This window comes from Hydrotalea sp. (assembly GCF_049968455.1).
In the GTDB taxonomy this organism is placed as follows: domain Bacteria; phylum Bacteroidota; class Bacteroidia; order Chitinophagales; family Chitinophagaceae; genus Hydrotalea.
The window spans coordinates 72990-95734 of sequence record NZ_JBMFQT010000013.1 but is presented as its reverse complement, the minus strand read 5'-3'; the positions used below and the strand labels follow the sequence as shown (position 1 = coordinate 95734).

General features: G+C 40.4%; 24 protein-coding genes and 1 tRNA gene. 15 read left to right on the top strand and 10 right to left on the bottom strand.

Features of this window, described 5'->3' with window-relative positions; genetic code table 11:
- Positions 1 to 1031: 1031 nt before the first annotated feature.
- The 15 genes from gmd to ACP5P5_RS10415 all read left to right on the top strand — a co-directional run bounded on the left by gmd (position 1032) and on the right by ACP5P5_RS10415 (position 15543).
- Complete coding sequence (gmd, locus tag ACP5P5_RS10485; protein WP_428286060.1) at positions 1032 to 2141, top strand: GDP-mannose 4,6-dehydratase; 1110 nt, start codon at positions 1032 to 1034, stop codon at positions 2139 to 2141.
- 79 nt (positions 2142 to 2220) lie between these two features.
- On the top strand, positions 2221 to 3165 hold the full coding sequence (locus ACP5P5_RS10480; protein ID WP_428286059.1) for a GDP-L-fucose synthase family protein: 945 nt from the start codon (positions 2221 to 2223) through the stop codon (positions 3163 to 3165).
- Positions 3166 to 3206: 41 nt separating this feature from the next.
- Entirely contained in the window at positions 3207 to 4280 is a 1074-nt protein-coding gene (gene rfbB, locus ACP5P5_RS10475; RefSeq protein ID WP_428286058.1) for a dTDP-glucose 4,6-dehydratase, read from the top strand.
- Between the two features lie 3 nt (positions 4281 to 4283).
- On the top strand, positions 4284 to 4850 hold the full coding sequence (gene rfbC, locus ACP5P5_RS10470; RefSeq protein ID WP_428286057.1) for a dTDP-4-dehydrorhamnose 3,5-epimerase: 567 nt from the start codon (positions 4284 to 4286) through the stop codon (positions 4848 to 4850).
- 24 nt (positions 4851 to 4874) lie between these two features.
- Entirely contained in the window at positions 4875 to 5741 is an 867-nt protein-coding gene (gene rfbA / locus ACP5P5_RS10465) for a glucose-1-phosphate thymidylyltransferase RfbA (protein WP_428286056.1), read from the top strand.
- Between the two features lie 76 nt (positions 5742 to 5817).
- Complete coding sequence (locus ACP5P5_RS10460) at positions 5818 to 6708, top strand: MerR family transcriptional regulator (protein WP_428286055.1); 891 nt, start codon at positions 5818 to 5820, stop codon at positions 6706 to 6708.
- 325 nt (positions 6709 to 7033) lie between these two features.
- Complete coding sequence (locus ACP5P5_RS10455; protein ID WP_428286054.1) at positions 7034 to 7534, top strand: RNA polymerase sigma factor; 501 nt, start codon at positions 7034 to 7036, stop codon at positions 7532 to 7534.
- Positions 7535 to 7558: 24 nt separating this feature from the next.
- Complete coding sequence (locus ACP5P5_RS10450; protein ID WP_428286053.1) at positions 7559 to 9034, top strand: phytoene desaturase family protein; 1476 nt, start codon at positions 7559 to 7561, stop codon at positions 9032 to 9034.
- Positions 9035 to 9072: 38 nt separating this feature from the next.
- Positions 9073 to 9909 carry a phytoene/squalene synthase family protein gene (locus ACP5P5_RS10445; RefSeq protein ID WP_428286052.1) on the top strand — a complete coding sequence of 279 codons (837 nt, stop codon included), beginning with the start codon at positions 9073 to 9075 and terminating at the stop codon, positions 9907 to 9909.
- Positions 9910 to 9991: 82 nt separating this feature from the next.
- Complete coding sequence (gene idi / locus ACP5P5_RS10440) at positions 9992 to 10522, top strand: isopentenyl-diphosphate Delta-isomerase (protein ID WP_428286051.1); 531 nt, start codon at positions 9992 to 9994, stop codon at positions 10520 to 10522.
- 9 nt (positions 10523 to 10531) lie between these two features.
- Positions 10532 to 12031, top strand: a complete 1500-nt coding sequence (gene crtD / locus ACP5P5_RS10435; protein WP_428286050.1) for a 1-hydroxycarotenoid 3,4-desaturase CrtD — start codon at positions 10532 to 10534, stop codon at positions 12029 to 12031.
- Positions 12032 to 12043: 12 nt separating this feature from the next.
- On the top strand, positions 12044 to 12730 hold the full coding sequence (locus ACP5P5_RS10430) for a carotenoid biosynthesis protein (RefSeq protein ID WP_428286049.1): 687 nt from the start codon (positions 12044 to 12046) through the stop codon (positions 12728 to 12730).
- On the top strand, positions 12727 to 13236 hold the full coding sequence (locus ACP5P5_RS10425; RefSeq protein ID WP_428286048.1) for a beta-carotene hydroxylase: 510 nt from the start codon (positions 12727 to 12729) through the stop codon (positions 13234 to 13236). The genes ACP5P5_RS10430 and ACP5P5_RS10425 overlap by 4 nt, the downstream gene beginning before the upstream one ends.
- The gene (locus ACP5P5_RS10420) at positions 13233 to 14402 is read left to right on the top strand and encodes a lycopene cyclase family protein (protein ID WP_428286047.1); all 1170 of its coding nucleotides are present in this window, start codon (positions 13233 to 13235) and stop codon (positions 14400 to 14402) included. The genes ACP5P5_RS10425 and ACP5P5_RS10420 overlap by 4 nt, the downstream gene beginning before the upstream one ends.
- A 130-nt stretch (positions 14403 to 14532) precedes the next feature.
- Complete coding sequence (locus tag ACP5P5_RS10415; RefSeq protein ID WP_428286046.1) at positions 14533 to 15543, top strand: YncE family protein; 1011 nt, start codon at positions 14533 to 14535, stop codon at positions 15541 to 15543.
- A gap of 73 nt (positions 15544 to 15616) precedes the next feature.
- Here ACP5P5_RS10415 and ACP5P5_RS10410 read toward each other — a convergent pair.
- The 10 genes from ACP5P5_RS10410 to ACP5P5_RS10365 form a co-directional block, all read right to left on the bottom strand.
- Positions 15617 to 15688, bottom strand: a tRNA-Arg gene (locus ACP5P5_RS10410).
- 161 nt (positions 15689 to 15849) lie between these two features.
- Positions 15850 to 16428 carry a MarC family protein gene (locus tag ACP5P5_RS10405; protein ID WP_428286045.1) on the bottom strand — a complete coding sequence of 193 codons (579 nt, stop codon included), beginning with the start codon at positions 16426 to 16428 and terminating at the stop codon, positions 15850 to 15852.
- A gap of 37 nt (positions 16429 to 16465) precedes the next feature.
- The gene (cobC, locus tag ACP5P5_RS10400) at positions 16466 to 17068 is read right to left on the bottom strand and encodes an alpha-ribazole phosphatase (protein ID WP_428286044.1); all 603 of its coding nucleotides are present in this window, start codon (positions 17066 to 17068) and stop codon (positions 16466 to 16468) included.
- A 9-nt stretch (positions 17069 to 17077) separates the two neighbouring features.
- A complete protein-coding gene (locus ACP5P5_RS10395) occupies positions 17078 to 17854 on the bottom strand; it encodes an adenosylcobinamide-GDP ribazoletransferase (RefSeq protein ID WP_428286043.1) in 777 nt (258 codons plus the stop codon).
- 22 nt (positions 17855 to 17876) lie between these two features.
- Positions 17877 to 19589: a nicotinate-nucleotide--dimethylbenzimidazole phosphoribosyltransferase gene (gene cobT, locus ACP5P5_RS10390; RefSeq protein ID WP_428286042.1), complete on the bottom strand. Its 1713-nt coding sequence runs from the start codon at positions 19587 to 19589 to the stop codon at positions 17877 to 17879.
- The gene (locus tag ACP5P5_RS10385; protein ID WP_428286041.1) at positions 19576 to 20319 is read right to left on the bottom strand and encodes a diphthine--ammonia ligase; all 744 of its coding nucleotides are present in this window, start codon (positions 20317 to 20319) and stop codon (positions 19576 to 19578) included. Before ACP5P5_RS10385 ends, cobT begins: the two co-directional genes overlap by 14 nt.
- Positions 20319 to 20834, bottom strand: coding sequence for a bifunctional adenosylcobinamide kinase/adenosylcobinamide-phosphate guanylyltransferase (cobU, locus tag ACP5P5_RS10380; RefSeq protein ID WP_428286040.1), 516 nt, complete (start codon positions 20832 to 20834; stop codon positions 20319 to 20321). The genes ACP5P5_RS10385 and cobU overlap by 1 nt, the downstream gene beginning before the upstream one ends.
- Positions 20831 to 21046: a cysteine-rich CWC family protein gene (locus tag ACP5P5_RS10375; RefSeq protein WP_428286039.1), complete on the bottom strand. Its 216-nt coding sequence runs from the start codon at positions 21044 to 21046 to the stop codon at positions 20831 to 20833. Before ACP5P5_RS10375 ends, cobU begins: the two co-directional genes overlap by 4 nt.
- Positions 21033 to 21980, bottom strand: a complete 948-nt coding sequence (locus tag ACP5P5_RS10370; protein WP_428286038.1) for an ABC transporter substrate-binding protein — start codon at positions 21978 to 21980, stop codon at positions 21033 to 21035. The genes ACP5P5_RS10375 and ACP5P5_RS10370 overlap by 14 nt, the downstream gene beginning before the upstream one ends.
- 51 nt (positions 21981 to 22031) lie before the next feature.
- Positions 22032 to 22637: a DUF6580 family putative transport protein gene (locus tag ACP5P5_RS10365; protein WP_428286037.1), complete on the bottom strand. Its 606-nt coding sequence runs from the start codon at positions 22635 to 22637 to the stop codon at positions 22032 to 22034.
- Positions 22638 to 22745: the final 108 nt, after the last annotated feature.

Sequence of the window (22745 nt, the reverse complement as noted above, 5' to 3'; positions counted from 1 at the left end):
CTATTCTACATCCTTCGTCGGAATGTGAACGATGAATCGAATGTTTCATATTCTGCCCATTTGATGCAGGTAGGTCTAGCATTGGTAACTGTAAAAATTTTTAAGCCATTAAATTTGTTCGTATTGGTTTAAGCGCTGACAACTTAAAAGGTGGACAAAAAATGGATGCAAGTCCAACCGCTCGGGTGCCCCCATCGGCATCATAAACAAGGCGTTTAGCGGAGGGGTTTGCGCAGCGTCAAGCAACAAAAGCTGCCTGGCTGTAGGAGAAGTAATTCACAAGTCTTCGATATTTCATGTTGCTAAAGCCAGGCTTTAGACTTTTTTGTTGTAGCGGAGCAAATCCCGGAGTAGCCTTGGTTATGGAGCCTTGATTTTTTTGTCACTTTTTGTATCCAAACAAAAAGTGAAGAGAAGAAAATTAGTAGTAAATACACAATTGCTTCTGCAAACGAATTTTGTTTTACAATACCATAAAACCCACTGCCAATCGCTATAACGTACATGGCATTGTGTAAGGTAGAGGTGGTTGGTGGGGCACCAACTACTAGGAGAGAACCACTCATCCATAACAAAAATATAAACCCTGCGCAGCCCCAACTGTCCCTTGCTAAACTTATTCTCTCTTCTACACCAATTCAATACCGTTACCTGTCTGCGTTTACCTCCTCATTCCAAAATTGCACTTTCCCACTTTCAACCCATTATACAGTCCTATTGCTTAATAAAAAATTCCGGCAAAGCACCCAATAACCCCTATCTCATTTCCATTCATTGTTCCCTTCTTTTTCAAAAAAAAAATTTGGAATCGCCTATTTCGGTATCGTATATTCGTTGTGTTACCAAAAGGTATGCTTCCCCCTTCTTTTGCTGTTCAACCATTCGGCCTGCAAGGCTTGCAGGTAAAAGCTATAAATATTCATTAAAACCATCAGGTGAGCTTCCGCAAAGCGGATAAAAACCCCTTATTTTTGCGCAGCAGTGAAGGGAGAGGCGATAATCTTTATCAATATATTTGAAGCCCATTTATTATGAAAAAAGCAATTATTACGGGAATTACCGGTCAGGATGGTGCTTATTTGGCCGAGTTGTTATTAAAAAAAGGGTATGAAGTGCATGGCATTAAGCGGCGTAGTTCGTTGTTTAATACCGGAAGAATCGATCGTTTTTATGAAGATCCGCATGTGCCGCACCGACACATGATTTTACATTATGGCGATTTAACCGATAGCACCAATTTAATTCGCATAATACAGGAAGTGCAGCCCGATGAGATATATAACCTGGCAGCCATGAGTCATGTGCACGTAAGTTTTGAAACACCCGAATATACGGCCAATGCCGATGGACTGGGTACTTTGCGCATACTGGAAGCCGTACGTTTATTGGGATTAACGCAAAAGACCAAGATTTATCAGGCCTCCACATCGGAACTATATGGCTTGGTGCAGGCAGTTCCGCAAAGTGAAACCACGCCGTTTTATCCGCGTTCGCCTTATGCCGTAGCCAAATTGTATGCGTACTGGATTACCGTGAATTACCGTGAGGCTTACAATATGTTTGCCTGCAATGGTATTTTATTCAACCATGAATCGCCCTTACGGGGTGAAACTTTTGTAACGCGGAAAATTACCCGTGCGGTAGCCAAAATTGCCCTGGGTTTACAAGATACTTTGTATTTAGGGAATTTAGATGCCCGCCGCGACTGGGGACATGCGAAAGATTATGTAGAAGGCATGTGGCGGATATTACAGCAAGAAAAGCCGGAAGATTTTGTATTGGCCACCGGTATTACCACCCCTATACGCGATTTTGTGCAAATGGCTTTTGCTGAAATAGGCGTACGGGTTGGCTTTAGGGGAACAGGCGTAGCCGAAGAAGGGTATGTGGTAGAAAGCAATGGCGGCTATCATGTACCGGAGGGCAAAGTGGTGGTAAAAGTAGATGCCCGTTATTACCGCCCAACGGAGGTGGATTTGCTAATTGGTGATGCCACAAAAGCCAAAGAAAAATTAGGATGGACACCCACTTATACGTTGGCAGAAATGGTCACCGAAATGGTAGCAGCCGATTTGGAATTGTTTAAACGCGAACAATTGTTGAGAGAGCAAGGCTTTAGAGTGAATAATGAGTACGAATAATATGCCAGGCCTTTGTGTTAAAACAAATGCTAAGGAAAGGGATGATACAATGTTTAGTAACGTTTTTTAAATAGCCAATATGCAGCAGAATGCAAAAATTTATGTAGCCGGGCACAAAGGGATGGTGGGTAGTGCTTTGGTAAGAGCCTTGATAGCCGCCGGATACAGCAATATTATTGCACGCACTTCAAAAGAGTTGGATTTGCGGAATCAGCATGCCGTTATGCAGTTCTTTGAAAAAGAAAAACCTGAATACGTATTCCTGGCTGCAGCTAAAGTGGGCGGCATTGTGGCCAATAATACCTATCGGGCGCAGTTTGTGTATGAGAACCTGATGATGGAAGCCAATATCATCCATGCTTCCTATACTTACGGGGTAAAAAAGCTGTTGTTTTTGGGTTCATCCTGTATTTATCCCAAAATGGCGCCACAGCCTTTAAAGGAAGAATACCTGTTGTCGGGTTATTTAGAACCCACCAATCAGCCTTATGCCATTGCAAAAATTGCCGGCATTGAAATGTGCGATGCGTATCGGGCACAATATGGTTGCAATTTTATTTCGGCCATGCCGACTAATTTATATGGCCCGAATGATAACTACGATTTAAACACCTCGCATGTATTGCCCGCCTTGTTACGCAAATTTATTACCGCTACCCGAGAAGGGCATACGGAAGTGGAATTATGGGGAACGGGTAAGCCGAAACGGGAATTCATGCATGTAGATGATTTGGCCGATGCCTGTTTGTTTTTAATGCAGCACTACCATGAACCGGGCCTGGTGAACATTGGTTGGGGGAAAGACATTAGCATTGCAGAGTTGGCGCATTTAATTCAACACATTACCGGCTTTAAGGGCCAAATTCAATTTGATACTTCAAAGCCCGATGGCACGCCAAGAAAACTAATGGATGTAACGAAATTGAATAATTTGGGTTGGCATGCCCGCATTTCGTTAGAGCAGGGCTTGCGTATGGTGTATGAGGAAGTGAAGCATGAACCTTGGAATAATAGGGTGGGATAAATACGGTAGAAACATTACCAGATTTTAATTATATAACCAACATGTATAAGAAAAGCATTATCATTACAGGCGGCGCAGGGTTTATTGGTTCGCATGTCGTACGTTTGTTCGTCAATAAATACCCCGAATATCGGATAGTAAACGTAGATGCATTGACGTATGCCGGGAACCTCGCTAATTTAAAAGATGTAGAACTAGCCCCTAATTATGTGTTTGAAAAAGCCAATATATTGGATACAGATGCCATGGAACGCATTTTTACTGCATGGGAAATTACCGATATCATACACCTGGCTGCGGAGTCGCATGTAGATCGTTCTATACTATCGCCCATGGATTTTGTGTACACCAATGTAGCAGGAACTGTGAATTTGTTGAATGTGGCCAAGCAGCATTGGTTAAAAGATGGGCAAGCCGACCAACATTTGTTTTACCATGTGTCCACCGATGAAGTATTTGGAGCTTTGGGTGAAACCGGTTTTTTTTCTGAAACCACACCCTACCATCCCAATTCTCCTTATTCGGCCAGTAAAGCAGCATCAGACCATTTTGTAAGGGCTTATGCCGAAACCTATGGATTAAATACCATAATTTCTAATTGCTCTAATAATTATGGTCCGTATCATTTTCCCGAAAAATTAATTCCGCTATTTATACACAACATCATTCAACGCAAACCCCTACCCGTTTATGGCGATGGGTTATATACCCGCGATTGGTTGTTTGTGAAAGACCACGCACTGGCCATTGATTTATTGTTTCATAAAGGCAAACGCAATGATACTTACACCATTGGCGGTTTTAATGAATGGAAGAATATTGATTTGGTGAAATTGCTGTGCCGCTTAATGGATACCAAGCTGCATAGAACACCCGGCGAAAGTGAACAACTGATTACATTTATAAAAGACCGGCCAGGGCACGACAGGCGTTATGCCATTGATGCTTCTAAAATTAACAAGGAATTAGGCTGGAAGCCCACCGTAACTTTTGAACAGGGATTGGATGAAACCATTGATTGGTATTTGAATAACCGGGAATGGTTAGAACAGGTTACCAGCGGTGCTTATCAACAATATTACGAAACCATGTACACCCGTAGAAATCAACTGTAAATTATGAAAGTAACCGAAACGCCTTTGCGTGATTGTTTTTTAATAGAGGATACCGTATTTGCAGATGAACGTGGCTATTTTTTTGAAAGCTTTAATCAGCAAGCTTTTTATCAACATACCGGTCTTAATATCAGTTTTGTGCAGGATAATCAGTCGGCTTCGGTAAAAGGCGTGCTACGCGGATTGCATTTTCAAAAAGGGAATGCTGCCCAGGCCAAATTAGTGAGGGTGTTACAAGGTGCGGTATTAGATGTGGTGGTAGATATGCGTCCCCATTCGCCCAGCTTTGGACAACAGTATGCCGTGGAATTAACGGAACAGAATCATCTACAATTGTTTGTACCCAGGGGATTTGCCCATGGATTTTTGGTATTGAGTGAAAAAGCCGTATTCTTTTACAAGTGCGACAATTATTATAACAAGGCTGCGGAAGGAGGCATTGTGTACAACGACCCAACGTTAAACATTCAATGGCCGATTCAGGAAGCACAATTAATTGTATCGGAAAAAGATAAAACTTTGCCTTTTTGGAATACAGCTTGGCAAGATGCCGGATTTGATGCCTTATAAATCGATTACCTAAAAATAGTTGTTATGAAAGGAATAATATTAGCCGGAGGAAGTGGTACCCGTTTGTATCCCATTACCAAGGGGATTAGTAAACAATTAATGCCGGTGTATGATAAGCCCATGATTTATTATCCGCTATCCGTATTGATGCTGGCAGGCATTCGTGAAATACTCATTATTACTACGCCCGAAGATAGTGCCCAGTTTCAACGACTGTTGGGCGATGGCAGTGAAATTGGTTGTCGCTTTGAATATGCCGTGCAGCAAGTGCCCAATGGTTTGGCACAGGCCTTTGTAATTGGTGCGGATTTTATTGGGGAAGATAAAGTAGCCTTGATTTTGGGCGACAATATATTTTATGGTGCCGGTTTTAGTAAGTTGTTGCAATCGTTTAATGATGTGGAGGGGGCAGCCGTGTTTGCGTATGAGGTGCAAGATCCCGAACGCTATGGGGTAGTCAGTTTTGATGCCAATCATAAAGCGATTTCCATAGAGGAAAAACCCCAACATCCTAAATCCAATTATGCGGTACCCGGCTTGTATTTTTATGACAATAACGTAGTTCAAATTGCCAAAAACATTGCCCCATCTGCACGTGGCGAATATGAAATTACTGATGTGAATCGGGTGTATTTGGAAAAAGGGGATTTGCACGTAGGCATTATGAACCGCGGCACAGCCTGGTTAGATACCGGTACATTTGACTCATACAGCGATGCCTGTGAATTTGTACGCGTAATTGAAAAAAGACAGGGTAAAAAAATAGGTTGTATTGAAGAGGTAGCCTATCGCATGGGCTTTATCAATGCAACTCAACTCACCCAATTGGCTGCCCAATACGCCAAAAGTGGGTATGGACACTACCTGTTGCAATTGGTAAAATCGGCTTAAAAAGCCATTCCCCATTTTGTAGAACATTTTTATTTGAAAAAATAAACAATTTTTTAGCCACCTTGTTGTACCATGTATGAATGCTTTTACCATTAAAGATTTAGAGAATCTGTCGGGAATAAAAGCCCATACTATTCGAATTTGGGAACAACGCTACAATTTTTTAAAGCCCCAGCGTACCGAAACCAATATTCGTTTATACAGCAATGAGGAGTTACGGAAATTGCTGAATATTGCCTTGCTGAATAAGTACGGTTTTAAAATTTCGCACATTGACCGTATGAACGCCAATGAAATCAACGACAAAATACTTTCATTGGCCAGTATAGAAGCCCAGCAGGAACGTATTGTAAACGACTTAATTGGGCACATGGTGTACCTGAATTTGGAAGCTTTTGAAGCGGTGCTCGACAATTATATCCTTGCCAAAGGCATAGAAAAATCAATTACCCAAATTATTTTCCCGTTTTTAGAGCGGATTGGTATTTTGTGGTTAACCAACCACGTTAATCCTGCACAGGAACATTTGGTAACCAACATTATTCGGCAAAAATTAATTGTGGGTATTGAAAGTACCCATAGCCATTTGCCTTTAAACAAAACAGCTTTATTGTTTTTACCCGAAGGCGAATATCATGAGCTCGGTTTGCTATTCATGTATTATTTGTTGAAGAGCAGGGGTGTAAAGATATATTACTTAGGCGCCAATATTCCGTTCAAGGATATGGCCTATGTAGTGAATGTGAAGCGTCCCGATTTCCTATATACCCATTTAACATCGGTGACCCATCATTTTAATTTAGAAAAAATGTTGCTGCAATTGGGCAATGAAATGTCCGATGTGCCTGTAGTTATCTCCGGGCAACTGGTGCAACAGTACAAGAAAAAAGTACCCAAAAATGTGTATTTCAAAAAGTCGCTAAATGAGGTAATGGAATACATTGCTTCTATAGGGAAAGCATCATAAATCCTATATACTAAGCAACGCCAAGCCATTGCCGTTACAATGGCTTTTTTTATGCTCGGAAAGGTAAAAATGGGAAGGCAAATAACCTTATGGATGGGAAAGGAAAATACCGTTCTTCAGACTTAACAAAACCTTTACAGTTGTACAAGTGAACAACCGGGGTACTCCAAAATGCATAACCTATTCATTTTCTGTTGAATAGAAAAGTCTATAGAATTAGTCTTCCTTTTGTTTAATTTTTTTAATAAAAATATTCAACAAAATATTTGGTTGTTCGGCAATTATTTGTTTAACTTTACACTATCACAATTTAAACAATCAGGCTATGTCAACCATTGAATTTAACGAGATGCTGGTGAGTAATGCCGAGTTTTTGAAGCCCTTTGCCATTACTTTAACCAAAGACAACGAGCAGGCGAAAGACCTGTTTCAGGAAACCTTATACAGGGCTATAGCCAATCAGGATAAGTATCATGTTGGCACCAATATAAAGGCCTGGTTGTACACCATCATGCGCAATATTTTCATTAATAATTACAGACGCAAAGCCAAACAACAAACCATATTCGATAGTACGCCCAACGATTTTTTATTGAACATCAATCAGGGGGCAGTAACCAATGATGCCATTGCCAAATTAAACATGAAAGAAGTGCAGTCAGCCATACATGAATTGCCGGAAATTTTCCGCAATCCCTTTATGTTGTACTTTGACGGGTTTAAGTACCATGAGATAGCCGAGATTTTGCAGGAGCCCTTAGGTACTATTAAAAGTAGGATTCATTTTGCCCGCAAAATATTAAAAGAGCAAATAACCCGTTATTAAAGTCGTCTTTATTACCTTACGTACATGAAAAAAAAGGCAATTGTTATTGGGGCAGGCTTCGCCGGTATGTCTGCTGCCAGTTTTATGGCCCAATCCGGATGGGAGGTTATTGTATTGGAAAAGCATGCCACGCCGGGAGGAAGGGCCAGGCAAATGCTTAAAAACGGATTTGTATTTGATATGGGCCCCAGTTGGTATTGGATGCCCGATGTATTTGAACGCTATTTTGCGCAATTTGGGCGGGAAGTGAGCGATTTTTATACTTTACAAAGATTAGATCCCTCTTATCGGGTGGTATGGTCTGACGGGGCTACCGACATTCCCGCCAATTATCAACGCTTTCAGCAATGGTTGGAAAGTATGGAGCCCGGCAGTGCGGCACACTTAGATGTATTTTTGGAAGAAGCAGCCTATAAATACAAGGTAGGCATTCAAAAATTAGTGCATAAACCCGGCCGTTCCTTAACCGAATTTTTAGATAAAGATTTAATTGCAGGGATTTTTAAGTTGGATGTATTTACCAGTATGCAACAGCATATTGGCCGTTATTTTAAACATCCTAAAATTCAGCAATTATTGGCCTTTCCGGTATTGTTTTTAGGGGCATTGCCCGAGAAAACCCCTGCTTTGTACAGTTTAATGAATTACGCCGATGTAGTGGGTGGAACCTGGTATCCGGAAAATGGGGGTATGTTTAGAATTGTAGATGCGATGCATAGTCTGGCAAAAGAGATGGGGGTTCATTTTCAATTCAATGAGGAGGTAACGAATTTGGATATACAGGCCGGAAAAATTGCCAGGGTAACGACGAATAAAGCCGATTATACGGCAGATGTGGTGATTGCCGGTGCGGATTATCACCATGTAGAAACACAGCTATTGCCCAAGGAATATCGTTCTTATTCCGACGCGTATTGGGAAAAACGGACCATGGCACCCAGTGCCTTGTTATACTACGTGGGTTTGAACAAAAAAATAAAAGGCATTACCCACCATACCTTATTTTTCGACACAGATTTTTCGGTGCATGGCAAAGAGATTTATACCAGCAAACAATGGCCCAGCAATCCTTTGTTTTATGTGTGTGCCCCTTCCGTAACCGATACTACTGTAGCACCGGAAGGATGTGAAAATTTATTTATTTTAATTCCGGTAGCAACCGGTTTGGAGGGTGATACGGAAGCTTTGCGTGAACGGTATTTTGAGATGGTGATGCAGAGAATGGAACAACATTTTGGCGAACCGCTTTTATCATCGGTTATGTTTAAGGAAACTTTCGCACAAAGCGATTTTATTGAACAATACCATGCTTTTAAAGGGAATGCGTACGGTTTAGCGAACACTTTACGCCAAACTGCTGTTTTAAAACCGGCTTGTTACAGTAAAAAGGTGGCTAACTTGTTTTATACAGGGCAATTAACAGTACCTGGTCCGGGTGTACCACCTGCATTGATTAGCGGCGAAGTGGTGGCCAAAGAAATAATAAAAAAATTTGGTTAGCATTCATTAAAAATTTATATTAACAAAAATATTCACTTATGATGCAACTGTTTCATTCGGTAAGTCAGCAATGCAGCCGCATTACAACGGAACAATACAGCACTTCGTTTTCCAGTGCTATCCATTTGTTGCACAAGGATTTGCGTGCACCCATTTATAACATATATGGCTTTGTGCGGTTGGCCGATGAGATAGTGGATACCTTTCATGCCTATGATAAACCTACTTTGTTGGCCGAATTTAAGGAACAAACTTATGATGCCATTGAGCGGCGCATCAGCTTAAATCCCATTTTAAATAGTTTTCAATTAACGGTGCATCAGTATCATATTGAAATGGATTTAATTGATGCTTTTTTGCATAGCATGGAAATGGATTTAACCCGCCGCACTTATGATAATGCCGGTTATGAAGAATATATTTATGGTAGTGCCGAAGTAGTAGGTTTAATGTGTTTGCATGTATTTTGTGACGGAAATAAAGCGTTGTGGGAACAATTAAAACCCGCAGCGCGTAAGCTGGGGGCAGCTTTTCAGAAAGTGAATTTTTTACGCGATGTAAAAGCCGACTATGAAGGATTGGAAAGGATGTATTTTCCGGGATGTGATTTTAGTAATTTTACTGCAGCACAAAAAGCTGCTATTGAAGCCGACATACAGGCTGATTTTGATGCTGCATATGCAGGTATTTTACAATTACCCATGAAAGCCCGTTTTGGGGTTTATGTGGCTTATAAATATTACTTGTCGTTGTTTAAAAAAATAAAGAAAACAGCTCCTCACCGCATTTTACAACAGCGCATTCGCATACCCGATTATGGTAAAATGTTTATATTAGCCAAAGCAGGCGTAAGAAGCCAATTAAATTTGTTGTAACGGGTGTATAACGGCATGGCTTTTGTGAAATAGCAAGTATATTGTGCATCACAACCACTTTTTCTAACATTAAGTACAGGTAATGGAACAAGTAATATTGGTGAATACAAACGATGAGCCGCAGGGATTGATGGAAAAAATGGAAGCGCACCGAAAGGGGCTTTTACATAGGGCTTTCAGTGTTTTTATTTTTAATAACCGGGGTGAATTACTATTGCAAAAACGCGCTGCCCATAAATACCATAGTGCCGGGTTGTGGACCAATACCTGTTGCAGCCATCCGCGTCATAACGAAACCGTCATAGCAGCCGCCGAACGTAGATTACAGGAAGAAATGGGGTTTACAACACCGCTACACAAAATATTCGATTTCATTTATCAGGCACCCATGGAAAATGGGTTAACTGAACATGAGTTTGACCATGTGTTAGTGGGTTATTACAATGAAAGTATTCATCCCTGTCATCAGGAAGTGGAAATGTATCGTTTTGTAGCCATGGATACCCTTCAGGAAGAATTGCAACAACAACGCGAGCAGTTTACAGTATGGTTTCAAATTGCCTTTGCCAAAGTGTATAATTGGTGGCAAAAGCAACCTGCATTTATTCATTAAAACTGTAACATGCAGCAACAGTCATCCGTTATAATTATAGGAGCAGGTGTGGCCGGAATGGCGTCGGCTATTCGCTTGGCTGCTGCCGGTTATGCTGTGCAAGTATTTGAGCAAAACAGTTATCCCGGTGGTAAACTCAGTTATTTTGAAATAAACGGGTATTGCTTTGATGCAGGGCCCAGCCTATTTACACAGCCCGCCAACATAGAAGCATTATTTGCGGAAGCCAATGAGCCTATACAAGGGTATTTTGAATACCGACAAATACCCATCGCCTGTCAATATTTTTACGAAGATGGTACGCGTTTTACGGCGTATACCCAACCCGATCAATTGGCCCAAGCGGCAGAAGCGCAATTAGGGGAAAAGGGTAGTAACCTGTTGCGGTATTTAAATGATTCAAAGCAATTGTACAACAAGGTGGGTACGTTGTTTTTAAATCATTCCTTGCATAAACCGGGTGTATTATTTCAAAAAAAAATTGTAGCTGCATTGGCTACCATACGGTATAAGCATTTGTTTAAAAGTTTGCACGCTTTAAATCGAGGCTATTTTCAGCAAGAAAAGACCGTGCAGTTGTTTAACCGTTATGCCACTTACAATGGCAGCAATCCTTATCGGGCGCCGGGTATGCTCAGTGTCATCCCGCATTTGGAATTAAATGAAGGGACTTATTATCCCAAAGGAGGCATGATAGCCATTACCAATGCCTTATACCAATTGGCGCTTAAAAAAGGCGTACAGTTTCATTTTAATGCGCCGGTAGAAAAAATTATAACCGACAAGGGTAGGGTAAAAGGTATTTACAGCAAGGGGGTGCCGTATGCATCAAACGTGGTAGTGAGTAATGTAGATGCTTATTTTACCTATCAACGCTTGTTGAATGATGCCAAAACAGCACAAAAAATAAATCGGCAGGAGCGCAGCAGCAGTGCCCTGATTTTTTATTGGGGCATGAAGGAAAGTTTTCCGGAGTTAGACCTGCACAATATTTTTTTCAGCGGCAATTATGTGGCAGAGTTTGAGGCTATTTTTAAAGACAAAACATTGTATCCTGATCCAACTGTGTACATTAACATCACGGCAAAATGTGAACCCGGTATACAAGCCCCGCCCGGTAAAGAAAACTGGTTTGTAATGATTAATGTACCCTCGGTTACGGATGTAGATATGGCAGCCATGCAGCAACAGGCTAAGGCAGCTATCTTAGCCAAATTAAATCGCCTGTTGAAGCGCGATATTGCTTCTTTAATAGAGGTAGAAGCGATATTAGACCCCTTGAAAATTGAGTTGAATACCGGCTCATATAAAGGAGCTTTGTATGGCACCAGCAGCAACAGCAAATGGGCGGCTTTTTTAAGACATCCCAACTTTAGCAGCAAGATAAAAGGTTTGTATTTTGTGGGGGGAAGTGTGCATCCGGGCGGAGGGATACCCTTATGTTTGCGCAGTGCCAAAATTATGAGTGGCCTGGCTATTCCTTATTTAAAAAAAATGAACCAACATTAAGTAACAGCATACATGCAGTTAAAAAAAGTAGAAAATATTTCGGTATTCATTGCCATACTGATACATGTTAGCGGGGTAGTGGGTATCTTATTCACGCCTTACCGAGATTGGTTTGTAGCGTTTACGCCGCTGAACCTGTTGCTGATGTTTGTTTTGTTACTCATCAATCAGCCTAAACGAAGCCAATGGTTTTGGCTATTAGCCGCCATTTGTTTTGTTACAGGTATGGTGGCCGAAATTATTGGTGTTCAAACCGGTTGGTTATTTGGCCATTATGGTTATGGTGAAATTTTGGGACCTAAATTGGCGGGAGTGCCCTGGTTAATTGGTTTGTATTGGTTTGTGATTGTTTATGGCAGTGGTAATTTAATGTACTTGCTGATGCAAAAATTATTCAGGCCATTTTCGGAGGTGCCCGGTTTTTTTGAGAAAAAATCAACTCGTTTTGTCATTGTGTTTGATGGGGCCATTTTAGCCACTTGTTTCGATTTTTTAATGGAACCCACAGCTATTAAACTGGGGTTTTGGCATTGGGACGGATTGGTGGTACCCTGGTTCAATTACTTGTGCTGGTTCATCATTAGTTTATTGTTATTAGTGGTAATGGTAAAGCTGCCCTTTCAGAAAAACAACTATTTCGCGGTACATTTGTTAATTATTCAGTTATTGTTTTTCTTAGCCTTAAGCTTTTATTTATGATGTTGGTAATATACATATTGGTAACACTGGCCACATTTGTGGTAATGGAGGGCATTACCTGGTTAACGCATAAATATGTGATGCATGGTTTTTTGTGGTATTTGCATGAAGACCATCACCAAAAAGGCAAAGGCTTCTTTGAAAAGAACGATGCGTTCTTCCTGATTTTTGCCATACCCAGTTGGTTGTGCATTATGTTGGGTTTACAAAACGGTTATTACTATGTAGCATCTATTGGCTTTGGTATTGCTTTGTATGGCTTTGCTTATTTTTTGGTGCATGAAGTAATTATACACCAACGATTTAAATGGTTTACCCGCAGCAATAATAAATACATTAAAGCGATTCGTTGGGCACATAAAATGCACCACAAGCACTTGGGAAAAGAAGAAGGTGAAAGTTTTGGAATGTTGTTTGTGGCCAAAAAATATTGGGACAAAGTGCATAAGGATGAAAAGTTACAAAAGCAACAAAATCAATATTGGGCTTCTCATCAACAATCATGAATACAATACCGCCCAACCATTACAACTATATTATTGCAGGAGCCGGTGCAGCGGGTTTAAGTTTATTAATGCGCCTGTTACAAGAATCTGCTTTGCAACAACAATCTGTTTTAGTGATTGATCAACAAACGAAAATCAGCAACGACCGCACCTGGTGTTTTTGGGAGGCCGGAACAGGATTGTTTGAACCAATTGTATACCATCGTTGGCAGCAATTGCGCTTTGCTGCTTCCCATACCGATATTGGATTTTCTATTGCCCCTTATACGTACAAAATGATTCGGGGAATTGATTTTTACCGATATGTATTGAACCATAGTGCTGCATTTCCGCAGGTAACATTTTTACAAGCAACGGTAATGGGTTGTCGTAATACAGATACGGGAGCTTTGGTGGAAACAGACAAGGGCAGCTTTACAGCCGATTATGTGTTTAACAGTATAGTAGCCGCCAAAGAATTGCCGCCGCCCAATTTTAAAGGCTATTTTCTGTGGCAACATTTTAAGGGGAAAATCATTGAAACGTCCCAGCCTGTATTCAACGCAACGGAAGCTACGTTCATGGATTTTACGGTGAGCCAGCACAACGGTACTACCTTTATGTATGTATTGCCTTTTTCAGCCAATACTGCTTTGGTAGAATATACGTTATTTACCAAACAATTATTGGCACCGGAAGCATATGATGCTGCCATACAGCGCTACATGCAGGAAAAATATGGCATTGCTGAGTTTAAAACCTTACACGATGAATGGGGTAAAATACCCATGACCAACTATCGGTTTGCACAACCCGATGGAAACATCATTCCCATTGGCATTGCCGCCGGGCAAGCGAAGGGGAGTAGCGGTTATGCCTTTTATTTTATTCAGCAACAAACGGCCGGCATTGTACAACGGTTGGTTCAGCAGCAGCATCCTGCCACATCGGTGGCTTGGTTACAACGGCGGTTTCAATGGTACGATAAAGTGCTGTTGCGGGTGTTGGAGCAGCAGATAATGCCCGGTGCGGATATATTTACTGCTATTTTTAAAAAAAATAAGCCTGCCACCATTTTGCGTTTTTTAAACAATGAAAGTAGTTTAGCAGAAGATTGGCACATTATGCGCAGTGTACCCATGCATTTGTTTTTACCGGCAGCCTTACATACGGCTTTATTTCGATAAAAGGATTGTGGGGGCAAAAGGAACGGATAACTTCAGAATTGCTTCAACTTTGAAGCATAGTTTTGGAACCGTTGCAAATAGGGTTGATTTTCTTTCTATCTGTTTCATTCATCATAAAAAATTAACTATCATGAAATCAATGTACACAATTGCCTGTTGGTTGTTGAGCCTATGCCTATTACAAAATGCAGTTGCACAATCGGGCTATAAAGTGGCTGCGCATTTTCCGGTAAGCGGCAATGGCGGTTGGGATTATATCAATCTACAACCTGCATCGAACCAATTGTATATAGCACATGGAACACAAGTAAATATCATTGATAAAAACAATGGCGATTCGTTGGGTGTGATTGCGAATACCATTGGCGTTCATGGTATTGCTTTTGTACCTGCATTGGCAAAAGGTTTTACCAGCAATGGCGGCAGTAATTCGGTAAGTGTATTTCGGTTAGATAACCATGCAGTGATTGATCAGATTGCTACCGGCGTTAATCCCGATGCGATATTTTACGAAACCTATTCAAAAAAAATTATTACTTGTAATGGGCGCAGCAAAGACTTATCCATTATTGACCCTGTTGCGCATAAAGTAGTACATACTATTGCCGTGGGTGGAAAGCCGGAAACAGCGGTTAGCAATGGGAAAGGGAAAGTGTATGTGAACATTGAAGACAAAAATGAAATTGTGGTAGTGGATATGAACAAAATGGAAGTAGTGGCTCATTGGTCAATTGCACCCGGACAGTCGCCTACGGGGTTGGTAATAGACAATGACACGCATCGTTTATTTGCCGGCTGTGATGATCATTTGATGGTGATTGATGCCGATAATGGCAAGGTTGTGGCCGATTTACCCATTGGTGCGGGTTGTGATGGCGTGGTGTTAGACCCTGCTTTGCATTACATCTGCACATCGAATGGGGTGGGTAACATGACGGTAGTGAAAGAAACCAATAAAAATCAATTTGAAGTAGTTGAAAATGTACCAACCATGCGTGGTGCCCGAACCAGTTGTGTGGATGAGGATACCCATGCCATTTATATGCCAACTGCGCAGTTTGAGCCCATGCAGCCGGGCGAAAAGGGTAGGCCCAAAATTAAGCCCGGAACTTTTCAGGTATTGAAGATTGTACACGAATAGTGTATTTGATGTTTTTGATGCAATGGGTGAATGAAAAGTAAGGGAATTGATGCCGATTGAAGCAGCAGTTATGTGGCCTCGCCAGGAATCGAACCTGGATCTGGAGCTTCGGAAACTCTTATACTATCCATTGTACTACGAGGCCGGAAGGTAATAGGCCGCAAAAATAATTGTTTCGGCTATTGTATGCACATTATTTCCGGTAAACTATTATTGTATGGTAATGATGCCGCATAGCGAACCGAACGTACAAGTGTGCGACGCAACGGAAGTTCAATAGCTAATTTACAGCCGATTACCAAAAATTTACTTGCCAAAAGCAGCAATATTGCTGCTGAATATTTTAACGGCAATGGCCAATAAAATAACGCCGAAGAATTTGCGTACGGCCAATAACCCGGCTTTGCCTAAAGCATGTTCAATAAATCGTAATGATTTTAATACGATGTACACAATGATGAGGTTAATGATGATGCCTGCCAGAATGTACACTTGTTGAAAGTTGGCTTTTAGCGACATGATGGTGGTGAGGGTACCACTGCCGGCAATAATGGGAAATGCAATGGGTACAACGGTTCCGGAGGCAGCATCGGCATCGCCTTTAAAAATTTCATGGCCTAAAACCATTTCCAGCCCCAACAAAAAAATGACGATAGAACCACCAACGGCAAAGGAGCGAATATCTAATCCTAAGATGCTGAGGAATTGCTGGCCGACCAATAAAAACAAAATCATGAGTCCGCCGGAAACCAAGGTGGCTTTAGAAGAGCGGATATCGCCCATTTTATCTTTTAATGAAATGAGTAGGGGTATGGAGCCCACAATATCAATAACGGCGAACAGGGTAAAGGTTACGGTAATGAGCTGGTCGAAATGAATATTCATTCAGTTAGGTTTTTGCTAAGGTACAATCAAAAAATGATTAAGCAGGTCTGTGTTGTTCTGTTTGTGTTGGTGGTGGATTGTAACAATATTGCCAGCTACTTTGATTGTTTTGTAAGGTAAGTTGAATGATGCAACCATAGTGTATATTAAAAATTTCGAATGATTTTTGCAAGGGTGTTTGGGTAAGATAGGATAAAATACTTCTGATTACACCACCGTGGGTAATGATGGCCAAAGGATGGTTTGAGTTGGATGTAATATGCTGAAAACATTTCGATATTCTTTCATGGAACTGTATATAACTTTCACCATTTGGGAAGGGGCAATTTACAAAATTGCTCATCCATGCATTGAGGTCTTCCTTTGGAATATCATCCCAAAATTTCATTTCCCATTGGCCACAGTTTATTTCCATTAATTCAGGTATGTATTGAGTTGGCGCATCCGGAAACAATTTTTTAGCCAATAATTTGCAACGTTGTAAGGGGCTGCTATATACCTGAAAACTAAGTGGTGGAATAAATTTTGCAAGGGTTGCTGCTTCTTCAGCAAAAGTATGGGATAGTGCAATATCAGTTTGACCATAACAGATTCCTTTTGGTATAGAAGGTGTGGTATGACGTATTAAATAAATGGTCATTTTATATATTTAATGCAGATGGTTCAATATGATCAAAATAGCAATATAGAAAACAACTTCAGTAGCCTGCTGGGTGGCGCCCAAACAATCGCCTGTATAACCGCCTATCCATTTTTTAAAATAGGTATCAGCCCGCCATGTTACCAATAACATGGGCACTAATGCAATAAGCCAAATGCAGGGAAGAAAACAAAATGGAATTAGGGTTCCTGCAATAGCAATTGCTATTTCAATAACGGTTAATTTTCTATTAGCTAATGGTTTTGATTTACTGGTATCTGTATCCTGTGTATAAGTACTTGTTTGCATGATAACAATGGCCATAAACCTGCTGGCAGCATGTGCGCATGGAAAAAGCAGTAAAAAGTATTTGCTATGAATTTGAGGATTGATTTCAACCAATAACAGATACTTCAATGCCAATATTCCTATTAAGCCGGTTACTCCAAAAGTACCCAGCCTGCTGTCTTTCATAATTTGTAAAATTTTTTCTTTTGTCCAGCCTCCGCCAAATGCATCACAGCAATCTGCAAAGCCGTCTTCATGAAAAGCACCTGTGGTTAAAATACCTGTTAACATAGAAAAAGCAATGGCAAGATGTGCAGACAGCAGCAGGCTGAAAATATAATATGCAGTTGCCGTAATGCAACCAACCAAAAGTCCCACCCAGGTAAAATAGCGTGCAGACTGTTGCAGTAAATTTTGGTTGTGGTTAATATTTTTTGGAACCGGTAATCGGGTAAAAAACATTAAGGCAGTAAAAAAAAGTTGTATCTGTTTTTTCATGTAGACGAATAAAAAATTTAATTTAGTTGGAAGGCCCGTTGATTTGAAAGGAATCGGTATCATTCATTTCATTCAGCATAGCAATAGCCGATTGGATTAAGGGAAGGGCTAATGCTGCACCGGTTCCCTCTCCTAAACGTAAATCTAATTGCAACAAAGGTTGTAATTGCAGATGGGCTAACATTTGCTGATGACCTTTTTCATTGCTAAGGTGTGATGCAATGCAATAGTCTGTAACATTTGGCTGTAATTTTTTTGCTACAAGTAATGCTGCTGTTGTAATAAATCCATCGGCAATAGTCACCATTTTTTCTGCAGCCGCCTGCAAGTAAGCGCCTGTTAACATGGCAATTTCAAATCCTCCAATTAGTTGTAAAAGTTGTAAAGGGTCGATATTGTTATTATGGAGGTGGTATTGATGTGCCACTTTTTCCAATACTTTCAATTTTTTTTGATATTGATCATTATTTGTGCCAGTGCCTCTTCCCACACATGCTGCTAAAGGAATATTTAATAAGCCATGCATGATAAGTGCTGCCGATGAACTATTGCCAATACCCATTTCGCCAAGGGCAATTGTATTGCATTGCTGTTGTTTTAGTTGGAGAATATACTCCCTCCCTTTTTGTAAACAGGTTGCCAACTCGCCTTTGGTCATTGCAGGTACCTCCAAATAATTTTTAGTACCCATATTTATTTTGCTCACTGTAAAATTGGGATATTCTAAATCCTCATTTTTCCAAATGCAATTAATACCTGCATCAACAATGGTAAGTTTTAAGCTGTTTTGCCTGCAAAATACATTAATGGCTGCACCACCTTGTAAAAAGTTGCGAACCATTTGTTGTGTAACTACCTGCGGATATGGATTTACCAGTCCGGTTTTAGCAATACCATGATCGGCCGCAAAAATAATCATGTTCGGATTTTTTATTATCGGAGCAGTTGTTTCCTGTATACATCCAACTTTAACTGCAATGGACTCTAACATACCCAATGCACCTGCGGGTTTGGTTTTGCCATTTATTTTTTTGATGAGTGCTTCTTTGAGCACTGTATTGTATGTTCCGGTAATTTTACTGAATTGAAAGTTTGCAGAATTACCTGCAGTAGGATATAACTGTTTAATTTCTTTTACTTCCAGATTTTTTGATTTGGACTTCCAGCCATCTTTTTGCAGCATGGGTTGTTGTCCATAATCGGTTGCCGGTTTCCCAATACAAAAATATCCCAATGGGTATTCATGCGCCGGTATATTCAGTAAATTTTTAAATGCCGTAAAATTTAGAATAGATACCCAACCAAGTGAAAATCCATTTTCAGTTAATGATAACCATAGGTTTTGTAAAGCGCAAACACTGCTCCATTGCAGGGTATCGGCAGTGCCTGAAATGCCAATGGTAAATTTTTCCAGTACACTATAATCAGTTGTAATAATCAATCCAACGGGCGATTCTTTAATTGCTTCAAGTTTTAATTTTTTATACTGTTGTAACAGAGCAGTGTTGTGTAAAAGTTCTGCTTCAACTTTTTGATTTTCGCTTTGAAATAGTTCGTGAATAGCATTTTTGATATGCTGCTCTAATATCAAATAATATTTGGTGGCTTCACTTAATCCGACAGATGGAGCCATGTGTGCTGCCCGCAGTGCTTTTTTTAATACCATATCCGGAACAACATCATTGGTAAAATGCCGGGTATCTCTTCTTTTATTGAGTACATCAAATAGTTCCATGGTTAGCAGGAATTAAATCGCAGAACCAAAAGCTCATCTTATTTTGTTGATGATTTTGTGATGAACAGGAGGTACTTGCATTGTTAGGTGCGTTGTAGGTACGCAATACTTTTTCGCCAATGGTAAACGGGATGGGTTGCCTAAAAATAGGGCCATTGAAAACGAAGCTATGGAATTCACCGTTTTCGCCACAGGGATCAACATTTGTGGGAAGGTCTTTCAGTAAATCATGATCAATGATTCTGCCTGCAAAACTTTCATCTAACAGTTCTGCCTTTGTGCAAACAATAACAGATTGAAAGCCGAGATCAATAAACTCATGCACCAATTCAATAGTGTTGCGTTTCCATAAAGGGAAATGCGCCTGAAAGCCGGCTGCTGCTAATTTTTCTTCTCTGTATTTGCGCAGATCTTCTAAAAATATATCGCCAAAAACGGAGTGGGTATACCCTTGTGCTTTGAATTGTTGCATGGTATTGGTGAGCAGTCTGTTGTAGGTATCCATATCAGGTTGTTCCGGTAATAATAGTTGTACCAACGGTATACCCGTTGCGGCGGCCTGTTGTTCTAACAATTCGGTTCTAACGCCATGCATGGAAATGCGGTTAAAGGTCTGATTAACAGATGTAAGTAGGGAACCCACCTGCCATTCCGGATTTTGCAGTATGTGGTAGAGTGCCAATGCACTGTCTTTGCCGCCACTCCAGTTAAAAACAGATAGATGTGTCATTATTGATTTGTTTCTTTTATGATTACAGGAATACCACTCACCATAAGAATCACTTTATCGGCCAGTGAGGCAACGAATTGGTTAGCCCATCCTTGTAAATCCGTGAATTTTCTGCCAATGGCCGTTTCTGCGTGAACACCCATTCCAATTTCATTGCTTACAATGATAAAAGTACCCGGCATTTGATGGATGGCTATTATTTCTTTTTTAAATTCTATTAGTGCTGTATCAATATTATTTTGGTTTTTGATAAAAAAATTGGTAAGCCATAGCGTAATGCAATCTATTACTGCAGTTGTTTCCTGAATAGGCAGTTTGCTCACTTCAAATTCTTCTTCATAACTCATCCATTCTTTTCCTCTGTTATTTTTATGGTGTTGAATCCTTTCGGTGAAATCATCTCCCCAGTCCCTAGCCGTGGCAACATAAACCGGGCTATTACTCATATTTAATGCCAGGTTTTGCGCGTAATTACTTTTGCCACTCCTGGCTCCACCGGTTATTAAAATAATCATGGTAAAAAATATTTTTCTTTAAATAAAATATATTTGTTTTTTAGTGCCAATAAACATGCTTTGCAAAGGCAATCGCTGTAACGGTTTTCAATGAAAGATCTTTCTGCATCTGTTAATGTAATTTCAGTGCAGTGGCAATGGGTTATATCGCCCACTTTACATTCAAAAGGTTGCTGGCAGCGGGCGCATATTTTTTCTTCATGGTGTGGCATAAGCAAAGGTTTGGGGATAAAGCTGAAGATATTTATGTTGCAGTGATGCAGGAATCTGAAATAATTGGGGATGAAATAATGCTGCCAGCAAGGCAATACCGTTAACAAGTGTTCCGGCACTGGGTTGGGTAAACAAATCAAAATCGGCCAGATAAACCTCCCGGTTTTGTACTGCTTTTAAACCATTCCATTCGGGGAATTGAGTTAATAGATGCATTTCTTCATTTGAACGATGAATGGAAAAGCCACAGGGTGCAATGATGATAATTTCCGGATTGTAACGTACAATTTTGCTCCAGGGGGTAACAATGGAATCGCCACCGGGATGGCTGAGCATGTCTATGCCACCGGCCATGGCTATCTGGTAAGGAATCCAATGTCCGCAATTATAAATGGGTTGTATCCATTCCAACAATGCTACGGTTTTAAGTGGCATTTGGTGCTGACGAAGTTTATCTAAAATATGGTTTGTGGTTTGTTGCAGTTGAGCCAGGTACTCATATGCTTTTTTTTCTTTACCTATGGCAGTAGCAATAGTGATGGCAGTTTGATACACATCCTGCAGTGTTTGCGGTGTTAAGGCAATTAACTTTGGTTGTTTTTTCAATCGGGCAATGGCAGCGGCAGTACAGGCCGTATCAATCTGACATACCTCACAAACATCCTGTGTAAAAATAATATCGGGTTCTATTTGTTGCAGTAAATCTTCATCCACATAATACAAGCTTTTTCCCGATGCTTTCGCAGCAGAAAAAATAGTATCAATTTCAGTACTGCTTAAATGCTTGTCTTCTAAAATACAGCGAACTACTTTGGGTTTTTGAGAAAGGGCAGGTTCAGGACATTCGAAGGTAATACCATAGAGCATATGGTCGAGGCCCATATCATAAATCATTTGTGTGGCGGCCGGCAAAAAGGAAACAATTTTTAGCATAGTATGGGTTTAAGAAAAAACAGGGCTATTGCGGCAAGCCCTGTTCGTTTATTATTTTGAAACTGCATGGACTGATAAGGCCGGATATTTTTTTTGCAGCCATTCAAAACTGCCGTAAAAAATGGCGCTGTATACAATATTTGCTACCAGCATATTCCTTAAAAAGGGTAAAGCCTGAACATAACATTGAACAAACCCATCCCAATTGCGCTGTAAGCGTTGGCCGTTTCTGAGATCTAATCCACCAAACCACCAAACGGGTAAGTCTGTAATAATCCAGTGTGCCAGTGCAGCCGCAAATGCCGCAGTGATTACTGTACTCATTTTTACATGCTTAATCAATGTGCCTATTAAAACAATTACTGCAAATGCAAGATAAGTGTATATCCATCCTTTGTACAGCAACCCGTTACCGTAACCTACATAAATGGTATGCATCATTATCACATCACTAAAAAATAGAGCACCTAAAGGAAATGCATATTTTTTCCAGGGCCGATTAAAATAAGTACCACCAAATAACCCCATAGCACCAATTGGTGTAAAATTGGCCAAAGGTGTTAGGGTACTGCCTGCATTCCAAATACGCAAAGCAGCGGCTAATAAAATAAACAACAATACAATTGCTGTTGCCGGATTGAATTTTTGAATAGACATAATGATTGTTTTAATTTAAAAGTTAAAATAAGCCCCTGTCATCATATTAAAGCGTTTGCTGTTATAGCCTATAATATCAAAATATTGTTGGTCGGTGATATTGTTGAG